19 protein-coding genes are annotated in these 20371 nt (G+C 65.3%); 9 read left to right on the top strand and 10 right to left on the bottom strand.

Annotated elements, in window-relative coordinates; genetic code table 11:
* Positions 1–81: 81 nt before the first annotated feature.
* The 5 genes from typA to AC1RUR_RS29190 form a co-directional block, all read right to left on the bottom strand.
* The gene (gene typA, locus AC1RUR_RS29210) at positions 82–1908 is read right to left on the bottom strand and encodes a translational GTPase TypA (RefSeq protein ID WP_492850478.1); all 1827 of its coding nucleotides are present in this window, start codon (positions 1906–1908) and stop codon (positions 82–84) included.
* 237 nt (positions 1909–2145) lie between these two features.
* Positions 2146–2430, bottom strand: coding sequence for a hypothetical protein (locus tag AC1RUR_RS29205; protein ID WP_492850476.1), 285 nt, complete (start codon positions 2428–2430; stop codon positions 2146–2148).
* Positions 2427–3872, bottom strand: a complete 1446-nt coding sequence (locus AC1RUR_RS29200; protein ID WP_492850474.1) for a radical SAM protein — start codon at positions 3870–3872, stop codon at positions 2427–2429. Before AC1RUR_RS29200 ends, AC1RUR_RS29205 begins: the two co-directional genes overlap by 4 nt.
* Complete coding sequence (locus tag AC1RUR_RS29195; protein WP_492850472.1) at positions 3853–4569, bottom strand: prolipoprotein diacylglyceryl transferase; 717 nt, start codon at positions 4567–4569, stop codon at positions 3853–3855. The genes AC1RUR_RS29200 and AC1RUR_RS29195 overlap by 20 nt, the downstream gene beginning before the upstream one ends.
* A gap of 312 nt (positions 4570–4881) precedes the next feature.
* Entirely contained in the window at positions 4882–5649 is a 768-nt protein-coding gene (locus tag AC1RUR_RS29190; protein WP_492850470.1) for a Crp/Fnr family transcriptional regulator, read from the bottom strand.
* A 185-nt stretch (positions 5650–5834) separates the two neighbouring features.
* Here AC1RUR_RS29190 and AC1RUR_RS29185 point away from each other — a divergent pair, with 185 nt between their 5' ends.
* Positions 5835–6218 carry a response regulator gene (locus AC1RUR_RS29185; RefSeq protein WP_492850468.1) on the top strand — a complete coding sequence of 128 codons (384 nt, stop codon included), beginning with the start codon at positions 5835–5837 and terminating at the stop codon, positions 6216–6218.
* A 3-nt stretch (positions 6219–6221) separates the two neighbouring features.
* On the opposite strand, the gene AC1RUR_RS29180 is transcribed toward AC1RUR_RS29185, so the two are convergent.
* The 3 genes from AC1RUR_RS29180 to AC1RUR_RS29170 all read right to left on the bottom strand — a co-directional run bounded on the left by AC1RUR_RS29180 (position 6222) and on the right by AC1RUR_RS29170 (position 10169).
* Positions 6222–6941 (bottom strand): hypothetical protein, encoded by a 720-nt coding sequence (locus tag AC1RUR_RS29180; protein WP_492850466.1) that lies wholly within the window; start codon positions 6939–6941, stop codon positions 6222–6224.
* A gap of 110 nt (positions 6942–7051) precedes the next feature.
* Positions 7052–8593 carry an alkaline phosphatase D family protein gene (locus tag AC1RUR_RS29175; protein ID WP_492850464.1) on the bottom strand — a complete coding sequence of 514 codons (1542 nt, stop codon included), beginning with the start codon at positions 8591–8593 and terminating at the stop codon, positions 7052–7054.
* Positions 8594–8723: 130 nt separating this feature from the next.
* Entirely contained in the window at positions 8724–10169 is a 1446-nt protein-coding gene (locus AC1RUR_RS29170; protein WP_492850462.1) for a TAXI family TRAP transporter solute-binding subunit, read from the bottom strand.
* Between the two features lie 152 nt (positions 10170–10321).
* On the opposite strand from AC1RUR_RS29170, the gene AC1RUR_RS29165 reads away from it, so the two are divergent.
* Complete coding sequence (locus AC1RUR_RS29165) at positions 10322–10621, top strand: 4a-hydroxytetrahydrobiopterin dehydratase (protein WP_492850460.1); 300 nt, start codon at positions 10322–10324, stop codon at positions 10619–10621.
* Positions 10622–10726: 105 nt separating this feature from the next.
* The gene (locus AC1RUR_RS29160; protein ID WP_492850458.1) at positions 10727–11119 is read left to right on the top strand and encodes a YkvA family protein; all 393 of its coding nucleotides are present in this window, start codon (positions 10727–10729) and stop codon (positions 11117–11119) included.
* Between the two features lie 173 nt (positions 11120–11292).
* Here the strand turns inward: AC1RUR_RS29160 and AC1RUR_RS29155 are convergent, their stop codons facing one another.
* A complete protein-coding gene (locus tag AC1RUR_RS29155) occupies positions 11293–12267 on the bottom strand; it encodes an NADPH:quinone oxidoreductase family protein (RefSeq protein WP_492850456.1) in 975 nt (324 codons plus the stop codon).
* A 222-nt stretch (positions 12268–12489) separates the two neighbouring features.
* On the opposite strand from AC1RUR_RS29155, the gene AC1RUR_RS29150 reads away from it, so the two are divergent.
* The 6 genes from AC1RUR_RS29150 (at position 12490) to argG (ending at position 18517) form a co-directional block, all read left to right on the top strand.
* Entirely contained in the window at positions 12490–13329 is an 840-nt protein-coding gene (locus AC1RUR_RS29150) for an SDR family oxidoreductase (protein WP_492850454.1), read from the top strand.
* Between the two features lie 116 nt (positions 13330–13445).
* Positions 13446–14093 carry an invasion associated locus B family protein gene (locus AC1RUR_RS29145; protein ID WP_492850452.1) on the top strand — a complete coding sequence of 216 codons (648 nt, stop codon included), beginning with the start codon at positions 13446–13448 and terminating at the stop codon, positions 14091–14093.
* A gap of 208 nt (positions 14094–14301) precedes the next feature.
* Complete coding sequence (gene rlmN / locus AC1RUR_RS29140; protein WP_492850450.1) at positions 14302–15504, top strand: dual-specificity RNA methyltransferase RlmN; 1203 nt, start codon at positions 14302–14304, stop codon at positions 15502–15504.
* Positions 15505–15601: 97 nt separating this feature from the next.
* Positions 15602–16096, top strand: a complete 495-nt coding sequence (locus AC1RUR_RS29135) for a hypothetical protein (protein ID WP_492850448.1) — start codon at positions 15602–15604, stop codon at positions 16094–16096.
* 213 nt (positions 16097–16309) lie between these two features.
* Positions 16310–17086 carry a phosphatase PAP2 family protein gene (locus tag AC1RUR_RS29130; RefSeq protein ID WP_492850446.1) on the top strand — a complete coding sequence of 259 codons (777 nt, stop codon included), beginning with the start codon at positions 16310–16312 and terminating at the stop codon, positions 17084–17086.
* A gap of 93 nt (positions 17087–17179) precedes the next feature.
* Complete coding sequence (argG, locus tag AC1RUR_RS29125; RefSeq protein ID WP_492850444.1) at positions 17180–18517, top strand: argininosuccinate synthase; 1338 nt, start codon at positions 17180–17182, stop codon at positions 18515–18517.
* 146 nt (positions 18518–18663) lie between these two features.
* On the opposite strand, the gene AC1RUR_RS29120 is transcribed toward argG, so the two are convergent.
* Positions 18664–20371 (bottom strand): OmpA family protein (locus tag AC1RUR_RS29120; RefSeq protein WP_492850442.1); only part of this gene is annotated, 1708 nt, incomplete at its 5' end.

The following is a 20371-nucleotide window of genomic DNA, read 5'->3' as shown; positions in this document are numbered from 1 at the left end:
GCGAATGGCGAATAGGGTTATAGCAGACCGCGCCCCGCGGTAACTCCCCATTCGCCACTCGCCATTCCCTGCTCGCGAGAGTTACGCCACCGCTTCCTTGGACTTCTCTGCGCGCTTGCGCTCGTTCGGGTCGAGGTGCTTCTTGCGCAGGCGGATCGACTTCGGCGTGACCTCGACGAGCTCGTCGTCCTCGATATAGGCGAGCGCCTTTTCCAGGGTCATGCGGATCGGCGGGGTCAGGCGCACGGCTTCGTCCTTCGAGGTCGTGCGGATGTTGGTGAGCTGCTTGCCCTTGAGCACGTTGATCTCGAGATCGTTGTCGCGGGTGTGCTCGCCGACGATCATGCCCTTGTAGACCTTCCAGCCCGGCTCGATCATCATCGGACCGCGGTCTTCCAGCTTGAACATGGCGTAGGCCACCGCCTCGCCCTGGTCGTTGGAGATCAAGACGCCGTTGCGGCGGCCCTGGATCTCGCCCTTGTACGGGGCGTAGCCATGGAACAGGCGGTTCATGATCGCGGTGCCGCGGGTGTCGGTGAGCAGTTCGCCCTGATAGCCGATCAGGCCGCGGGTCGGCGCGTAGAACACCAGGCGGAGGCGGTTGCCGCCGGACGGCTTCATCTCGACCAACTCGGACTTGCGCTCGCTCATCTTCTGCACGACGACGCCGGAATGCTCCTCGTCGACGTCGATCACGACTTCCTCGATCGGCTCCATGGCGCCGCCGGTGGCTTCGTCCTTCTGGAAGACGACGCGCGGACGCGACACGGAGAGCTCAAAACCCTCGCGGCGCATGGTCTCGATCAGGATCGCGAGCTGCAATTCGCCGCGGCCCGAGACTTCCATCGCGTCCTTGTCGGAGGCTTCGACCACGCGCAGCGCGACGTTGCCTTCGGCCTCGCGCAGCAGACGGTCGCGGATCATGCGGCTCGTCACCTTGTCGCCTTCGGTGCCGGCGAGCGGGGAGTTGTTGACGATGAAGGACATCGACACGGTCGGCGGATCGATCGGCTGTGCCGGCAGCGGCACCTCGACGGTCGGATCGCAGAAGGTGTCGGCCACGGTGCCCTTGGTGAGGCCGGCGATGGCGACGATGTCGCCGGCTTCGGCTTCATCGAGCGGGGTGCGCTCGAGACCGCGGAACGCCAGGATCTTGGTGATGCGCCCGGACTCGACCAGCTTGCCCTCGGCGTTCAGCACCTTGACCTGCTGGTTCGGCTTGAGCACTCCGGAGGAGATGCGGCCGGTGATGATGCGGCCGAGATAGGGATTGGCTTCGAGGATCGTGCCGATCATCCGGAACGGGCCCTCTTCGACCGTGGGCGGCGCGACGTGGCGCAGGATCAGGTCGAACAGCGGCTCCATGCCCTTGTCCTTCGGACCCTCCGGGCTGTCGGCCATCCAGCCCTGCTTGGCCGACCCGTAGAGGATCGGGAAGTCGAGCTGCTCCTCGCTGGCATCGAGCGCCGCGAACAGGTCGAACACCTCGTTGATGACTTCAGTCGGGCGCGCGTCGGGGCGGTCGACCTTGTTGATGACGACGATCGGCTTGAGGCCGACCTTGAGCGCCTTGGAGACCACGAACTTGGTCTGCGGCAGCGGGCCCTCGGCGGCGTCCACCAGCACCAGCGCGCCGTCCACCATGTTCAGGATGCGCTCGACCTCACCGCCGAAATCGGCGTGGCCGGGGGTGTCCACGATGTTGATGCGGGTGTCCTTCCACTGCACCGAGGCCGCCTTGGCCAGGATGGTGATGCCGCGCTCACGCTCCAGGTCGTTGGAGTCCATGGCGCGATCGGTCACCTTCTGGTTCTCGCGGAACGTGCCGGACTGCTGGAGGAGCTTGTCGACCAGGGTCGTCTTGCCGTGGTCGACGTGGGCGATGATGGCAACGTTACGAAGATTCATGAGTGAGCTTCTTTGCGGTCGGACAATGGGTTAAGCGCGATCTCGCCGGTCAGACCGGGACCTCTTCTCGAAACAACGCTGGAAGACTGGAAACGGGCGCTCGCCGCCCAAAACGGAAGCCCGGCCATATCGACCGGGCACCCTACGCGTTGCGGCGCAATATATGCAAAAACCGCCAAAAAACAATGTGTTCTTTGGGCGTTGGTTGATTGAATTTTGTCCGGGAATTCCCGGGGCTTAAGGCTGGGTTCCGGGATGGGTGGGGGCCTTTCGCCCCTTGATGGCTGCCCAGATCAGGGCGACCCCTCCGATGCCGACGACCAGCCCCAGGAAGACCAGCGGCGCGATATCCGAATCGATCTTGCCCCCGTCGATCACGGAGGCCCCGCCGAACAGCAGGGCGCAGAGGCCCGGGAGCAGCATGATGATCCCGAAGACCGCCATGAGCGCGGTCAAGCAGCCGCTGCGTGCCCGGTCGGGTGTTGGAACGGGTGGCAGAATCGGCGGTGGTGTATCGCTCATTGTGGTGCCCCCTCGCTCTGCCTTGCCTCGCGATAAGTCTGTCCGGCCAGCTCGGCGCGAATCTTGCCGATCGCACCGTTCCGGTAGAACAGATTGTAGGTGTCGAACGGAATGATCGCGCCCTCTTCCGTCACGAAATGGATGCAGCTGCGCTTGACGTTGCCGACGCAGAAATTGAAGCGGTCGAGAAACTGCACGATGGTGACGCGGAACACGTTCTCGTAAGTGAGGCCCTGCGGCACCTCGAAGCTCGGCAGGCAGCACAAGAGTTCGCAGACGCGCTCGGAGGTGTTCAGCGGCCCCGATGACAGCGAGAACAGATCGACGAATTTTTCCCGCAGCACCGGATGCTTCTCCGGGCTGATGGTGTTGGGCATCACCGCAACCAGCTGCTCCTGCGGGATCAGCGAGGTCAGCGGCAGCACCTTCTCGCCATTGCGCAGGCCGTAGCCGATCGAGATGCTCTCGGGGTTGCACGGCAGCGGGATCATGTCCTTGTCGCCGAACACGCCGGTCTCGACGACGCGCTTGCGAATCTCCGACAGCATGATGCGGTCGGTGGTCTTGTCGAAATTCTCGTTGCGGCCGGCATCCTGCACCGGCTGCAGCGTGACGCCGCGAACGCATGTCCAGGTGAGCGCGTGACGCACGATGTCGCCGATCTCGGCATCGTTGACGCCGCGCTTGATGGTCGCGACCAGCGTGGTCGACACGCCGTAATGCTCGAGATTTTCCAGCGCCTGCTGGCGGATCTTGCGCAGATCCGCGCCGCGCAGATTGATCAGGGCATCGCGCTGCAGCGAATCGAACTGGAGATAGACCTCCAGCCCGCGCTTGTTCTCGGCGAGCCGCGCCACGAAATCCTTTTCGCGGGCGATGCGCAGGCCGTTGGTGTTGATCATGACATGGCGGATCGGGCGGGCGCGCACGGCGTCCAGGATCTCGAAGAAGTCCGGATGCAGTGTCGGCTCGCCGCCGGAAATCTGCACGAGGTCGGGCTCGCCTTCGCTCGCGACCAGCGCATCGAGCATCTTCTCGACCGTCGCGAGCGGGGTGAATTTGGTTCGCGCCGGCGCGGATTCGGCGAAGCAGACCGGGCAAGTGAGATTGCAGTGCTCGGTGATCTCGATCAGCGCGAGGCAGGAATGCTGCTCGTGGTCGGGGCAGAGGCCGCAATCATAGGGGCAGCCGAATTCGGTGCGGTGCTGGAATTGCAGCGGGCGGTCGCCCGGCTTGATGAAATCCTTGCACAGGCGCCAATAGGCCGCATCGGTGGAAACCAGTGTCGACTGGACGCCGTGCTCCCTGCAACGCTTTTCGTACCAGACCTCGTTATCCAGGATCTGGATCTTGGTCGGCACCAGCTTCAGGCAGATCTCGCAAAGGGATTGGGTCTGGCCCCAGAAGACGTAGGGGCGCGACTTACGCAACGGCGCGTTCATGCACAGGTCTCGCTTTGGGCGCCGTCGCCAGCATGATTGCGGCGTAGAGCAGGATGGACAGCGACAGCAGGTGAAACAGCGTGAGGGGGCCGATCAGCGTGCCATAGGGCTTGAGGAATTCCCACAGGAAGCGCTGCGCTCCATAATAGAGCAGAACCAGGTAGAAACCATTGGTGATCGCGAACGCGTTCCGGTTCAAGACCGCCAGCACATAGAGCAGCGCGAACAGGCCCATCGCGGCGCTCTCGTAGAGCTGCACGGGATGGCGAAGAACGCCGTCGCCGAAATCATGGCCCCAGGGCAATGTCGTCGGCGTGCCGTAGGTGAAATCGTCGAGGCCGGCAAAATAGCAGCCGAGCCGCCCGATCGCGATGCCGAGGGCCAGCGGCAGCGCAAACCGCGCACCGGTGCGCAAGGCGATGCCGGCGATCCATTTGTAGAGCTCGACCGCCACGATGCCGCCGGCCAGCGCGCCCTCGACCGAGCGCGCAATGCCGCCCTGGCCCGACAGCCACAGATTGGCGGACCCGAACAGATAGGCGCCAAGGCCGGCGCCGAACACCAGCGCGGCGATGTAGGACAGCTCGAAGGATTGCGCTGGAAACCGCAAGCCTCGTCGCGACAGCCAGTAAACCGCCGCCCCCGCCGTCAGCCACGCCGCAACATCGAAGACAGTGTGAAGGAAAGCCCCGCTCATGCCGGGCGAGTATATAGCATGGCAGACGTGCGGCGTCGCATGCCGGCATCCTCCCCGTGGAACAGCGGGGGAATCGCATATGGGAGTTATTCCCCTGTGGCCATCCTTCGAGACGCCCGCCGTTGGCGGGCCCTCAGGATGAGGACCGAGTGTGCGGCCGTTGTTTTTACGAGCACCGATGCCGCTTAGCCTCATCCTGAGGAGACCGCGAAGCGGTCGTCTCGAAGGACGAGGCGCGCGCTCAGGTCGTGCAAAATGCCATATGCGATTGCCCTACGTGGAACGGGAAGTCAGGGCGGCGCGCCGGAGCTGCTAGCCGACGCTGCTGGCCTCTTCCGTCGGGTAGACGCCGCGCAGCACTTCCTCGAAATGCGTTTTCACCGCCTCGTTGCACAGGCAGGCGCGCAGCCGCAGGCCGTCGCGATTGCGGACCAGGATCGAGCCGCGGCGCGTGTCGAGGATGCCTTCGGTCCTGAACGACTGGAGCACGCGACTCGCATAGCTGCGCCCCACCCCCAGCAGCGTCGCGAGCTGCTCGTGCGTCAGCGGCACACTGCTCTCGTCGCCGGTCCGCTCCATCGCCGCCAGAATCCATTTCGCGGTGCGCTGCTCGATCGAGTGGATGGCGTTGCAGGCGGTGGACTGGAAGATCTGCGCCAGCATGCAGTCGGCATAGCGGGCGAAGATGTTGCGCAGCGTTGGCGAACGCAATTTGGTGGCCTCCAGCTTGCCGACGTGAATGCGCGCAAACGGCCCGCCGAATTTCACGCAGATGCGGGTGTAGGCCGGCAGGTATCCCTCGCTGACGATGCCGCCGACCGCACCCTCGCGGCCGACCAGGATGGTCTCGACGTCGCGTCCGTCTTCGTTGGGGACGAGAAAGGTCGCAAGCGACGGCCCGCAGGGAAAATGCACGACCTGGACATCGTCACCGGGACTGTAGAGCAGCTCGTTGGCCGCGGCGTCGTCAACGCTGACGTGCGGCGCAAGCAGCGCGTAGTCCGCCGGGCTCAGGCGCCGTAGCAGATTGTTGGCCGGGCGGCTGCCGACCTCGGTTGTCTTGCTGATGCGCACGTCCATCGTAAATCCCCTGCTCACCTTTCGACACTAGCGAGGTCCGCTCGTTGGCTGTGTGCACAAGTGGACAGACGGGAAAACTGTTGTGTGGTGAGTTTCGTTCCGGGAACCCTCCGATGCGCTGGGCGCAGGCGTCGTGATGCGGCTGTCCTGATTGGAAAATGATGCAGCCCTCAATAGCCAGGATCATGATACCTGCTTTCCCGGACGGCTCGGCCGATATCCCCGCCGATGTCCTGATCGTCGAGGACGATCCGATCATCGCGATCGATTTCGAGGATCGCCTGCTTGGATTTGGCGTGACGCGCGTGCGCACTGTCGGATCGGTGGCGCAGGCGCTGGTCGCCATCGCGGCGCGCGCGCCGGACTTCGCGCTGCTCGATGTCGAGCTCAGCCGCGAGAAAAGCTTTGCCGTTGCCGAGCGGCTGGCGGCCCTGAAAATTCCCTTCGTCTTCGTCACCGGCTATGGCGCCGAGACCCGGATTGCTCCCGATTTCGTCGGCCGGCCGCGTCTGCAAAAGCCATGCTCGAGCGATGCGCTCGAAGCCGCGCTGCGGTCGCGCGGCGCCTGACGTCTATTTGCCGGAGCGGATGCAGAGCTCGGCAAGGTCGCTCTCAACGCCCTTGAAGAAGGTGTGTGGCACCATTGGTGGAGTCCGGGATTTCTTGATGGCCTCCATCGGCGCAGCCGCCTCCTGTTCGGACAATTGCAGGAAGCGCTTCAGCGTCTTCGACCGGGTGCCATCGACGAACTTGTCCAGCGCTTCTTCCGTGGCGTCGATCGGATTGAGACGAAGCAGGTCTTCATTTCCAGTGCCCAAGGGATGCACCGCGCGAAGCTTGACGCGGTTGACCACGTTGTAGCGATCGAAGTTCTCAAAGACCATGTCGAGGAGCCTTGCCTGGCGCATCGGCAATTCCATGGCCAGATAGCGTTTCACGTCCGTATTGCTCTTCAGGCGGTCCAGTTCCGCCGCGCCGGCGAATGGATTGGCGGCGATTTGCTGGTCGATAGGCGCCAATACGCCTTCCATGAACCGCGTGCCCCATTTGATGACGATGTCGCGACCGAGCGGCTCGAGCTGGTCGGCCGTGAGCCCCTTGTCCGTCAGACAGGCCGGATCAGCGCTGGCGCGCAGCGATTTGCCAAGTTCGGTGGTCAATGCGTTGCCATAGGGTGACGCAATGGCCTCGCGGACCAGCGTGGCCTTATCCTTCTGCTGAGCCTGCGCCCAAGCGGCAGGGATCTGAACCAGCAGGAGTGCGATGACGATCGTTCGGCGGCTGAACAGCACGGCGTCAACTCGACAATGGCTCGGACGGCATCAGGCCCGCGAACATGCGCGGGCCTGCAATAGTCGTCCGGGCCGGCGGGATGGTTCAGGCCGCCGACGTCAGAATCGCCTCACGCGAGTTTTGGGTCGAGCGTGGTCGACCACAGCGCGACATCGGCGCGGTCGCGCAAGGTCACCGTCATCTGGCCGGAGACACCGTCGATCCTGACATGACCGAAGAACTGCATGCCGGCCGACGGCGGCAGGTTCTGATTGTCCTTGCCCGGCGCCTTGACGAAGCGCACCTCCGGCCCGAACGTGTTGTCGAGCGCGTTCGGACCGAATGTGCCTGCATGCAGCGGGCCCGAGACGAATTCCCAGAACGGCTCGAAATCCTGGAACTGCGCCTTGTTCGGATCGTAATAGTGCGCGGCGGCGTAGTGCACGTCCGCGGTCAGCCACACCGTGTTGCTGACAGGCGCCATCTTGATGAAGCGCAGGATGTCGGCGATCTCGAACTCGCGGCCACGCACCGGCCCATCGCCCTGCGCAATCGCCTCCGATCCGCCCTTCGGCGTGTCCGAGACGACGAGGCTGAGCGGCATGTCGGAGGCGATCACCTTCCAGGTGGCGCGGGAGTTGAGGAGGCCGCGCTTGAGCCAGGCGATCTGGTCCGGACCGAGGAAATAGCTGGCGGGGCCGTAAGCGGTTTCGAGATTGGCGCCGTTGGGGCCGCGATAGCTGCGCTCGTCCAGCACGAACACGTCGAGATGCGGGCCATAGGCGATCTGGCGATAGACGCGGCCCGGCTCGTTGATGCTCTCGCGCATCGGATACATCTCGTGGAAGGCGCGGCCCGCGCGCGCTGCGAGCAGCGTGATGTCGCGCACCTTGTAGGCCGCCGGAAGATCCTTCGACAGCGACCAGTTGTTGGTCACCTCGTGGTCGTCCCACTGCACGAAGATCGGCACCTCGGCATTGAAGGCGCGGAGGTTGTCGTCGGTGAAATTGTATTTGTGCGCTGCGCGGTACTCGTCCAGCGTCTCGGCGACCTTGACCTTCTCGGGGATCGTGACGTTCTTCCAGGTCTTGCCGTCGGCGAGCTTCACCTCGGATTGGATGGGGCCGTCGGCATAAATCGTGTCGCCCGAGTGCAGGAAGAAATCCGGACGATGCTTGCGCATCGTGGAGAAGGTGAACATGCCGCCGTCATCGGGATTGATGCCCCAGCCCTGTCCGGCCACGTCGCCGCCCCAGACGAAGCTGACGTCGCGGCGGTCGGCTGGCGCGGTGCGGAAGCGTCCGACCACCGGCTCGCCCTCGATCGCACCGTGCGAGAGATCGCGGAAGCGGACGCGATAGAAGATATCCTGTCCGCCCGGCAGGTTCTCGACTAGCATTTTTGCAGTGAAGTCGCTCTCGGGTAACGCCGCGATCGGCGGCAGCGCGCGGGCGTCCTTGAAGGACTCCGTCGTCGCCACCTCGACCAGCATCTGCGACGGACGGTCGGCGCGCGCCCACACCACGCCGCTGTCGACGCTGACGTCGCCCGACTGCACGCCGTGGGTGACCGCCGGCCGGTCGGCCGCGCGCGAGAGATAGGGCATTGCGACTGCGCCAAGCGCACCGGCGCCGGTGGTGAGGAAACCGCGGCGGGAGAATTTGATGTTCATGGCTGGCTCATGGGCTAGCTGTCTTGCGCGCATCTTGCGTCGTCATTCCGGGTTGGATGCTGACGCATCGCCCCGGAATGACGGCAAAAGCTATATTGAGGCAATGTGACGCAGGGATTACGCGCAAGGGTTAGGCGTTGCCGGCGGCCCTGAACTGCGCGCCCGCGCGTTGCAGGTTTTGCGGCATGCTGAACAGCACGGCCTTGCGGTCGGCAACCGCGGCGTGGAACTGGTCGAGCACGATGTTGAAGGCGGTGAGCGCGCCCTCTTCGATCGCGCCGTGATCGTAGCAGCGCAGCGTATCGCGCAGGATCTCGTCGGCCTCGGTCTGCATCTGGTCGAGCTCTTCGGTCGTCTCGCTCTTGCGTGCCGCCGCGATCATGTCGAACAGGCGTTCGCGCAGATGGCTGTTGTTGTCGCGCTCGTCCTTCTTCAGATAGCCGGCAAACCACGCGCCGATCGAACCCATGGCGGAGAGCGCCATCAGGCTCCACCAGATGTAATCACTGTATTTGTCGAGGAAGGTCTTCTCCTCGCCATCGACGAAGGCGGCGGCACCCGGATGCACGGGGATCACCGCATCCTTGTCGGTATCAGGCGTCTCGATCTTCGCTGCCAGCGGGAATTCCGTCACCAGCTGCTGGCGCACGGCGAAGAGCTGGCGCGTGAACGCGGCGATGGTGGTTTCGGACACACCTTTGCGCGCCACGATGTGGTGCGAGAAGCTGATGGTCTTGACCTCGTCGTCGGGACGATCGGGCGAGCCGCCATAGGTGCCGGCGGGGATCTCCGACGCTTCATAGACCGGATGATTCTGCGCGATCGCGTCCGCCGAATCGATGGCGAGGAAGATCGGCGTGCCGCCGTCCCTGGCGGATGCCGCAATCGCATCCGACGTGATCTTGCTGTTGACGGGGCCGGCTGCGAGATAGGCGTCGGCCTTCTGGGCCTTGATGGCCTCGGCGGCTTCATTGGCCGGGAATTGTATGATCTCGACCTTGGCGGGATCGACGCCGTATTGCTGGAGGATCACCTTCAGCAGGTTGACGTTGGCCTGGGTGCGGCCGACCACGCCGACGCGATGGCCGGCGAGCTGCGCGATCTTGGTGATCTTGGCGCCCTTCTTCTTGCCCTTGCCCTGGACGGACCACAGCGCCACGACGTTCTTGCGCAGGGTCGCGACCGCCTGCGCGTTCTTCGGCACGTCGACGTCGCCGCGCACGATGGCAAGATCGACCTTGCCTTCAGCGATCGCCTCGGCGCTGGCAGCGGCGCCGTCGGTCTGGATCGGGCGCAGCCGGACATAGCTCTTGTTCTGCGAGAAGGCCTGCGTCAGCGCCTGCACGACCTTGATGTCATCGCTGTTGGCGGGACCGACCGCGATCTTCAGCGTCACCGGCCGCATCGCGAAATAATAGCCGCCGGCGAGCGCGCCGATGATCGCGAGCACCAGCGCCAGAGACACGAGCGCGGTCTTCCGCGCCGCGGATCGCGGCGAAGGCGGAGAGGGCGTTTCGGCCAGGTCCAATCCCCCGGTCATCGATCTCCCAAACAGGCGCTTGAGGCTCAGCTTCATCTTGGCCGGCGATTTACGCCCGCAATTGTAGCAAATTTCTTGTCCCGCGGGGTTACATCTGCGTCATGGTTAGCGGATGGGGCAAATCCCGTGTGAACCCGGGGCGTAAGCACGGTGTTAGGGTAAAGTTCCCCTGAAGCACGGAGGCGATCATGGCAGAACGGCTGGCGGTGGAAGCGCGCAAGCGGGCGCTGGGCGAAATACCGGGTTGGACCGAAGTTCAGGGCCGCGACGCGATCGGGAAAACCTTTGTCTTCAAGGATTTCAACGAGGCTTTCGGCTTCATGACCCGCGCGGCGCTGGTCGCCGAGAAGATGGATCATCACCCCGAATGGCGCAACGTCTACAAGACTGTGGAGGTGGTGCTGTCGACCCATGACGCCGGCGGTGTCACGGCGCTCGACATCGAGCTCGCCAGGGCGATGAACGCCATCGCCAAGCTGGCGGCCTAGCTGACATTTGGCTGACGTCTTGCAGCGACCGGCCGCATCCCCATCTTGTGATCGGCAGGGGATGCGGCGATCCGCCGCTTCTGCCTGAACGGGGAGTTTTGGAGCATGGCTGCCGAACACAGCGTCGGCTTCGAGCCGGCCGATCGGCTCGCGGAAGATCGTGAAGGCCTTCGCCGCCGCTTCTGGCGCAAGCTGAAGCGCGTCGTCGCGCATCTGCCGTTCGCCGAAGACCTGCTCGCGGCCTATTACTGTGCGTTCGACCGGCAGACGCCGCGCCATGTCCAGGCGTCGCTGCTGGGGGCGATCGCCTATTTCATCCTGCCTTTCGATTTCGTCCCCGACGTGATGCCGATCCTCGGCTTCACCGACGATGCCGCCGTGCTCGCCACCGCGATCCGCATGGTCGCCAGCCACATCACGACGGAGCACCGCGACGCCGCCCGCGCCGCGCTGAAGCGCGGCGTGGGTGAAAGCAATTCGGAAGCGGAAGCCGCATAGCCGCTATCGCCACGCATTCCGCTGTCATTCCCCGCGAAGGCGGGGAATCCAGTACGCCGCGGCTTCTCGGTTCAATCGCGAGCGTCACGGCGTACTGGATCGCCCGGTCAAGCCGGGCGACGACAGTTGAGTGTGTGGTGACGATATCGCGACTCTACGCGACTCCATCGCGATCACGGATGCAAGATCACCTTGCCCATCGCCTGACGTCCCGCGAGCACCTTCAGTGCGTCCGCGGTCTGTGCCAGCGGGAAGGTGCGATCGACATGCGATGAAATCTTGCCTTCCGCGGTCCACTTCACGAGCTTCTCGAGATTGGCGCGGTTCTTTTCCGGGTTGAGCCGGGTCCAGGCGCCCCAGAACACGCCGCGGATGTCGCAGCCCTTCAGCAGCGCGAGGTTCAGCGGCATCTTCGGAATGTCGCCGGCGGCAAAGCCGATTACCAGGAAGCGGCCTTCCCAGGCGATCGAGCGCAGCGCCTGCTCGGCATAGGCGCCGCCCACCGGATCGAAGATGATGTCGACGCCCTTTCCACCCGTGAGCTTGCGCAAGCCTTCCTTCAAATCCTCTTTGCCGTAGTTCAGCGTGAGCTCGGCGCCATGCGCTTTCGCAAATTCAAGCTTCTCGTCGGACGAGGCACAGGCGATCACCTTGAGGCCCATCAGCTTGCCGAGCTCGCAGGCAGCCAGGCCCGTGCCGCCGGCCGCACCGAGCACCGCGAGCGTCTCGCCGGGCTTGGGGCTGGCGCGATCTTCCAGCGCATGCAGCGCGGTGCCGTAGATGATGATGATGCCGGCCGCGCGGTCGTAGTCGAGATTGTCGGGGATCTTCACGATCGATGCCGCCGGCAGTGCGATCTTCTCGCGCGCGCCGTTATGGCCGCAGGAGGCGACCACGCGATCACCGACCTTGAGATCGGTCACGCCAGGGCCGATGCTCTCGATCACGCCGGCAACTTCCGCAGCGGGCGAGAACGGGAACGGCGGCTTGATCTGGTACTTGCCCTGAATCATCAGGATGTCGAAGAAGTTCAGCGCCGCCGCCTTGATCGCGATCACGGCTTCGCCCGGGCCTGCCACCGGATCCGGCACATCGGCGAGCACGAGATCGTCGGGCTGGCAATATTGCGAGCAGAGAATGGCTTTCATGGCGGCACCTAGAGCGTTTCGAGTGGAATTATAGTTGAGCCGTTTCTGCCGGATTTAGCGCGGCCCCACAATCCGGATTCTTTGTCTGGGGCAGTGCGAAGGCCTATCCTCGCGTCATTGCGAGCGTAGCGAAGCCATCCAGACTATTTCCGCAGGACGGACTCCGGATTGCTTCGCTGCGCTCGCAATGACGGAGCAAGACAAAACGGGAGGATTCAAACGATGTTTGAAACGGGTCTGCTCAGGGGCAAGCGCATCCTCGTCACCGGCGGCGGCTCGGGCCTCGGCGCCGCGATGGGGCGAGGTTTCCTCGCGCTCGGCGCCGAGCTCGTGATCTGCGGCCGCAAGCTCGACCGGCTCGAGGCAACAGCGAGCGAGATGCGCGCGCAGACCGGTGGCAAGGTCACCACCATCGCCTGCGACATCCGCGACGGTGCCGCCGTCGAGAGCATGATGGACGCGATCTGGCGCGAGGCGCCGCTCGACATTCTCGTCAACAACGCCGCCGCGACCTTCATTGCCCAGAGCGAGCATCTCTCCTTCCGCGCCGCCGACGCGATCCTGGCGCCGACGCTGCATGGCGCGATGTATTGCACGCTCGCCGCCGGCAAGCGCTGGATCGATGGCAAGCATGGCGGCGTCGTGCTCTCGATCCTCTCCACCTCGACCATCACCGGCCGCGCCTTCACCGTGCCGTCCGCGATGGCGAAGTCGGCGTTGCTGGCGATGACCAAGAGCCTCGCCGTGGAGTGGGGCCCGAAAGGCATCCGCACCGTCGCGATCGCGCCGGGTCCGTTCCCGACATCAGGCGCATCCGGACAGCTTCGCCCCGAGGGCCGCGACGACGGCTGGACCGCGCGCAATCCGCTTGGCCGCACCGGCCAGCACAGCGAGCTTGCCGATCTCGCCAGCTTCCTGGTTTCCGATCGTGCCGGTTACATCAACGGCGAGATGGTGGTGATCGACGGTGGCGCGCATTTGCGCAGTTCCGGCGCCGAGGATTTGCTCGGCTGGACCGATGCGCAATGGGCCGACCAGCGCGCCGCGCGATCCCGGGGCTAGCTGTTGCCAACCCGCTAACTGCCTTCCCAAATTGGACTTTCCCGGCTATCCCTGCCGCGGGGACAATGCGCGGCCGGGCCATCTTCCAGTCACAATATTGAGGGAACCACTCCAGCATGTGGCGGGTGCTATTTTTGGCTTTGATGATTGGCGGGGCGGCGTGGGGAATCACTGATTCCGCACGGGCACAGACGGCGCAACCGGCGCCGAAAGCCGCGCCGAAAGCGGCGGCGCCCGCCGCCAATACGGCTGCAAAGACGGCCGCGAAACCCGAGAGCAAGCCGGTGGCCCCGCCCGCAGCGGTTGCGGGCGGCGCGGAGCCGACCTTGATCGGCCAGTTCGGCACCTGGGGCGCCTATTCGGCCACGCCCAACGGCAAGAAGGTCTGCTTTGCGCTGGCAAAGCCCTCGTCGTCGAAGACCAATCCGCCGAACCGGCCGCGCGATCCCGCCTATGCCTTCGTCTCGACCCGGCCCGCCGAGAAGGTGAACAACGAAGTCTCGGTCATGATCGGCTATGCGCTGAAGCCGGGATCGGAATCCTCGGTCGAGGTCGGCGGTGCTGCTTTTGCGATGTACACGCAGGGCGACGGGCTCTGGATCAAGAACGCGGCCGAGGAGGAGCGGATGGTCGAAGCCATGCGCAAATCCGCCGATCTCGTGGTCAAGGGCGTCTCGGCCAAGGGCACGGAGACGACCGATACGTTCTCGCTGAAGGGGCTCGCCCAGGCGCTGGACCGGATTTCGCAGGATTGCCGGCGGTAAGGCTAAGTAATAGCCACGGTCGCAATCGGCAGTTTCCATTGCTATATAGGGGCGGTTCCACAATTTTGGTCGTCATGGCCGGGCTAAAGCGCGAAGCGCGTCTTCGCACCAGATCCCGGCCATCCACGTGCTAACCGCAGGCGGAAAAGAACGTGGATGCCCGGGACAAGCCCGGGCATGACGAGACAGCAGCAACCTCAGGCAACCGATGCAACCGACGACCGAGCCGCACAACGCAATCCTGGTGGAGAAGACTCCGCTCGAAACCTATGTGCCGCCGGCCAAGCCGTCGCTGATCGGTCTGTCGCGCAGCGAGCTTGCCGATCGGCTCGGGGACATCGGCGTTGCGCCCGCCCAGCGCAAGATGCGCGTGCAGCAGCTGTGGCACTGGATGTATTTCCGCGGCGCCCAGAGCTTCGACGACATGACCTCGGTCTCGAAGGGCATTCGCGCCGAGCTCGCGCAGCATTTCACGGTCGACCGGCCCGAAGTCGTGGCCGAGCAGATCTCCAACGACGGCACCCGCAAATGGCTGCTGCGGCTGCCGAGCGGCGATAATGTTCAGAAGGCGCATGAAGTCGAGTGCGTCTACATCCCCGAGACCGACCGCGGCACGCTCTGCGTTTCCTCGCAGGTCGGCTGCACGCTGAATTGCTCCTTCTGTCACACCGGCACGCAGCGCCTGGTGCGCAACCTCACCGCCGGCGAGATCGTCGGTCAGATCATGGTCGCGCGTGACCGCCTCAACGACTGGGCCGATCGCGAGGACGGCACGCGCCGCGTCACCAACATCGTGATGATGGGCATGGGCGAGCCGCTCTACAATTTCGACGCGGTCCGCGATGCGCTGCTGATCGTCGGCGACAATGAAGGCATCGGCATCTCCCGCCGCCGCATCACGCTGTCGACCTCGGGCGTGGTGCCGAACATCGTGCGCGCCGGCGAGGAGATCGGCGTCATGCTCGCGATCTCGCTGCATGCGGTGCGCGACGAGCTGCGCAACGAGCTGGTGCCGCTCAACCGCAAATACCCGATCAAGGAGCTGCTGCAGGCTTGCCGCGACTATCCCGGCGCCTCGAACGCGCGCCGCATCACCTTCGAATATGTGATGCTCAAGGGCGTCAACGATTCGCTCGACGATGCGAAACTCCTGGTGAAGCTGCTCAAGGGCATTCACGCCAAGATCAACCTGATCCCGTTCAATCCCTGGCCCGGCACCGCCTATGAATGCTCGGACTGGGACCAGATCGAGAAGTTCTCCGAATACATCTTCAACGCCGGCTATTCCTCGCCGGTGCGCACCCCGCGCGGCCGCGACATCCTCGCCGCCTGCGGCCAGCTCAAGTCGGAAACCGAAAAGCTCTCGGCCCGCGAACGCCAGACGCTGCGCGCCATGGCGATGACGGATTGATAATGGCGACTCCCTCAACGCTCGTGGTGGCCGGGTCTGACCCGGGCATGACGGCTGAGAGCGCGACGACGTCGTTGATCCGCAACCTGCTTATCTCATGTCCCTGATCGGTCGCCTCGTCGTCATCTTCATCGGCTTCCTCGCCGCCTGCTTCGTCGGCGGCATGATCGTGGTCGTCGCCCTGCTGTTTCCGGAATTCGCCGATCTCGGCGCCGGCCCCGTCGACCAGGGCACGATCGACATCCTGCTCGGATTCGGCTTCATCTTCGTCTCGGGCTTTGCGCTGGTGCCGGCGGCTGTGATCGTCGCGATCACCGAGGCGCTGTATATCCGTAGCGCACTGGCTTATGCGCTCGGCGGCGGTCTCGTCGGGCTCGCCTGCTATCTGGGCCTCGTTCCCTTCCACTCCGACACGTTCCAGTTCGAAGGCATCGTGCGGCGTCACCTGGAAATCATGACCGGCGCAGGCATCGTCGCCGGATTCGTCTACTGGCTGATCGCCGGCCGCAACGCCGGCGCCTGGCGCAACCCGCCGCCCCCGCGCCAGCCGCCTCCGCCGCTGCCATCGCAGTCAAGGCCGGATGCGCGGTGAGTTTCTTACCCTCCCCTGGAGGGGGAGGGTCGATCGCGCGCAGCCCGAGCGGGGCGGGGTGACAGCCTATCCGCGATGGCGGTGTGCGTGGCTTCACCCCACCTCGGTTCGTATTTCGCTTCGCTGCATACGACCCGATCCTCCCCCTCCAGGGGAGGATGGGCACTTTGCCTGGGGTTTTCATCCCCTCCCCACTCCGCTAAACCGCGCGCCATGAACCGGACTGGACTCTTCATCGCCCTGGCGCTGTGGCTCGTGATCGGCGTCGTTTTCGGCCTCTACCCCGAGCTTGATCTCAAGCTCGCCGCGCTGTTCTTCGATTCTGAGACCAAGACGTTTCCGCTCAAGCTGAACGACTGGGCGGCCTTCGCGCGCGACGCCGCGATGTGGGTCGCCTGGGCCTTCGTGCTGCCGCCGCTGGTCGCGCTCGTGGTCAAGATGATCCGGCCCGACCGGCCGCTGATGGTGTCGGGGCGCGCGATCGTGTTCCTGCTGGTCACGATCATCCTGTCGGCCGGCATTCTCACCAATCTCACCTTCAAGACCTATTGGGGCCGGCCGCGTCCGGTGGTGGTGACGCAGTTCGCCGGCGACCAGCAGTTCGTGCCGTGGTGGGATCCGCGCGGCGACTGCGCGCGCAACTGCTCGTTCTTCTCGGGCGAGGGCGCGACTGCCTTCTGGACGCTGGCGCCGGCCGCCCTGGCGCCGCCGGCGTGGCGGCCGTTCGCCTATGCCGGCGCGGTCATCTTCGGCCTCGTGACGTCAGGGCTGCGCATGGCCTTCGGCGGGCACTTCTTCACCGACGTCTCGATCGCCGGCCTCGTCACTTTCGTCGTGATCTGGTTCGCCTACGCCATGATTTACCGCTGGCCGCGGACGCGGTTCTCGGACGCCGCCGTCGATGCCGCCCTGACCCGGCTGAACATGCCGGCCTTCCGGCTCCGCCAGCGCCTGTTCGGCCGCAAGACCGGTCCCGAGCCGTCGATTTGAGCCATTAAATGCGTGCCGAGCCCTGCGAAATTTGATATTCGCGCGGTCAACCCGCCACCTTCGTCAGCCCCTTGAGACCCGATTGGAAGCCCCATGACCACGATCCTGAAAAGCCTGCCCAAGGGTGAGAAAGTCGGCATCGCGTTTTCGGGCGGCCTCGACACGTCAGCGGCGCTGCTCTGGATGAAGCAGAAGGGTGCGCGCTGCTACGCCTATACCGCCAATCTCGGCCAGCCCGACGAAGCCGACTACAACGAGATCCCGCGCAAGGCGATGGAGTTCGGTGCCGAGAAAGCCCGCCTCGTCGATTGCCGGATGCAGCTCGTCCACGAAGGTATCGCCGCGATCCAGTCCGGCGCCTTCCATATCTCGACCGGCGGCATCACCTATTTCAACACCACGCCGCTGGGGCGCGCCGTCACCGGCACGATGCTGGTCGCGGCGATGAAGGAAGACGGCGTCAACATCTGGGGCGACGGCTCGACCTTCAAGGGCAACGACATCGAGCGCTTCTACCGCTACGGCCTGCTCACCAATCCGGGCCTGAAGATCTACAAGCCCTGGCTCGACCAGCAGTTCATCGACGAGCTCGGCGGCCGCGCCGAGATGTCGGCGTTCATGACCGCCCAGGGTTTTGCCTACAAGATGAGCGCCGAGAAGGCGTATTCGACCGACAGCAATCTGCTCGGCGCCACGCATGAAGCCAAGGATCTCGAAAGCCTCGACAGCGGCATCAAGATCGTCAACCCGATCATGGGCGTGCCGTTCTGGCGCGACGACTGCAACGTCAAGGCCGAGAAGGTCGTCGTGCGTTTCGAGGAGGGCCAGCCGGTCGCGCTGAACGGCCAGACCTTCACCGATCCCGTCGCGCTGTTCCTCGAAGCCAACGTGATTGGTGGCCGCCACGGCCTCGGCATGAGTGACCAGATCGAGAACCGCATCATCGAGGCCAAGAGCCGCGGCATCTATGAGGCGCCCGGCATGGCGTTGCTGCACATCGCCTATGAACGCCTCGTCACCGGCATTCACAACGAGGACACCATCGAGCAGTATCGCATCAGCGGCATGCGCTTGGGGCGCCTGCTCTATCAGGGCCGCTGGTTCGATTCGCAGGCCTTGATGCTGCGCGAGACCGCGCAACGCTGGGTCGCGCGCGCCGTCACCGGCGAGGTGACGCTCGAGCTGCGCCGCGGCAACGATTACTCGATCCTCAACACCGAGAGCCCGAACCTCACCTACGCGCCTGAAAGACTCAGCATGGAGAAGGTCGAGGACGCCGCCTTCACGCCGGCCGATCGCATCGGCCAGCTCACTATGCGCAATCTCGACATCGCCGACACCAGGACGAAGCTCGGTCTCTATTCGAAGACCGGTTTGCTGTCGGGCAGCGAAGGCTCGCAGATCTTCAAGCTCGAGAACGACAAGGGCTGAATTCGGGTGGGTTAGCGAAGCGTAACCCACCGCTTCTGCCGCCGCGGAAATTAAAGAGGTGGGTTACGCCTTCGGCTAACCCCACCCTACAAGAGAAACAAAAATGGCCGGGATTGCTCCCGGCCATTTTGCCTTTGTGCTTCGCCTCAGCGCGGCGGCGCGGTGCCGGGCGGGGGCGGCGGCAGCGAGGCCTGGCCGCCGTTGAGCAGCGGCGTGATGTTGCGGACGGTGACGCGCCGGTTGATCGCGCTCGGCCCCTGCGTCTGCTCCTTCAGGTACTGCTCGCCATAACCCTGCGAGGTCAGATTCTCCGCAGGCACACCGAACTGCTGGGTCAGCAGTTCGGCTGCAGACTGCGCACGGCGGTCCGACAGCGACAGATTGTCGACCTCGTTGCCGACGGCGTCGGTGTGTCCCTCGATCAGGAACACCACGCGCGGGTTGGCCTGGATCGCACGGTTGAGGCCGTCGGCGATCGCTTGCAGCTTCGCCGCCTGGTCCGGCGGGATCGTCCACGAACCCGTCTCGAAGGTGATCGTGTTGACGTCGATGCTCGGCATCTGCATGCGAACATTCGGGCTGTAGCGGATCTCGTCGAGCGTGTAACGCCGATCGATCCGCTGCACCGGCGGTGCCTCCATGGTCTGGTAGATCACGTCCGGCGAGGCTTCCTGGGCGTCGACGATGTAGCGATCATAGGGAATGTTCACGACCGGCGGCGGCGCGTCGACATAGAAGCCGCCGACCGACTGCGGGTCGCGGTAGCTGTTGTCGATGATGATGATCTCGCGGCCGCGGGGATCCCTGCGGATTCGCCGCAGCAAGCGACCGTCCGGACCGACCGTCGTGATGATCTCGCTGCCGTCGGGACGGATCACGACGGTGCGGGTCTCGCCGCCGACGGTGTCGGTGCGGATGTCGCGGGCGCCATAGCGGAAGCGATAGAGATCGTTGCCGCGGACGTAAGCCTGCCCACCCGGATCGCGGATGATGATGCGATCCGGCTCGGTGTAGACCGTGCGGCCGCCTTCGACGCTCTCGCGTCGCTGGTTGTGCAGGTCGGCGATGGTCGCGCCGATCACGGCGCCGCCGACGACGGCCGCGCCGATCGCGAGCGGCGTCAGGTCACGCTGCTGCGGCCGCGGTGGCGGCGGCAGCGGCGTGGTCGTCGTCGGTGCGGCGCGGAAGGCGGGGGCAACCGTCGGCGGCGCGTATTGCGCCCTGCCGGGCGGCGGCGCTGCGGCGGCCGAGCCCGAGACGGTGCTCGGTGCCGCGACGCCGGCGGGAGGCGCCGGCGGCCGGGGCGGAGCACCCGCCTGCGGCTGAGTCGGCGGGGCTCCGGCCGCGGGCGCGCCCGCAGGAGGCGTTCCACCCTGACGTCCGGGCGGAGGCGTCACAGCGCCGCCGGGCGCCGGTGTCGCCGTTGGCAGCGGCGTTGCGCCAGGGGCAGGCGTGGTGGGCGGAGCGGTCGTCGCACCCGGAGCGGTCGCTGGTGCTCCGGCAGCGGGAGGCGCGCCGGGACGTCCGCCGGGCGCCGGTGCACCGGGGCGGCCAGTTGGCGGTGCGCCAGGCGTGCTGCCAGGAGCCGGCGTCGCGGTCGGCGCTGGTGTTGCTGCCGGTGCAGGTGTGGCGGCCGGCGCGGGCGTGCCGGGGCGGACCGTCGGCGCGGCGGGCGGAGGAGCCACAGGCGTCGCCGTGGGCGCAGGGGCGGGCCGCGCCGAGGGAGCCGCTGCAGGGGGCGGCGGCGGCGTCGGAATCGGGCGAGCAGCGGGCGGCGGCGTGGGCGCCTGACGTGCCGCAGGCGGTGCGGGAGGCGGCGGTGTCGGGGCGTGCTGCGGGGCCGCGGCCGGAGGC

It is taken from the genome of Bradyrhizobium sp. GW821-FHT12B03 (assembly GCF_058807535.1).
This window is presented reverse-complemented; position numbering and strand designations above follow the sequence as displayed.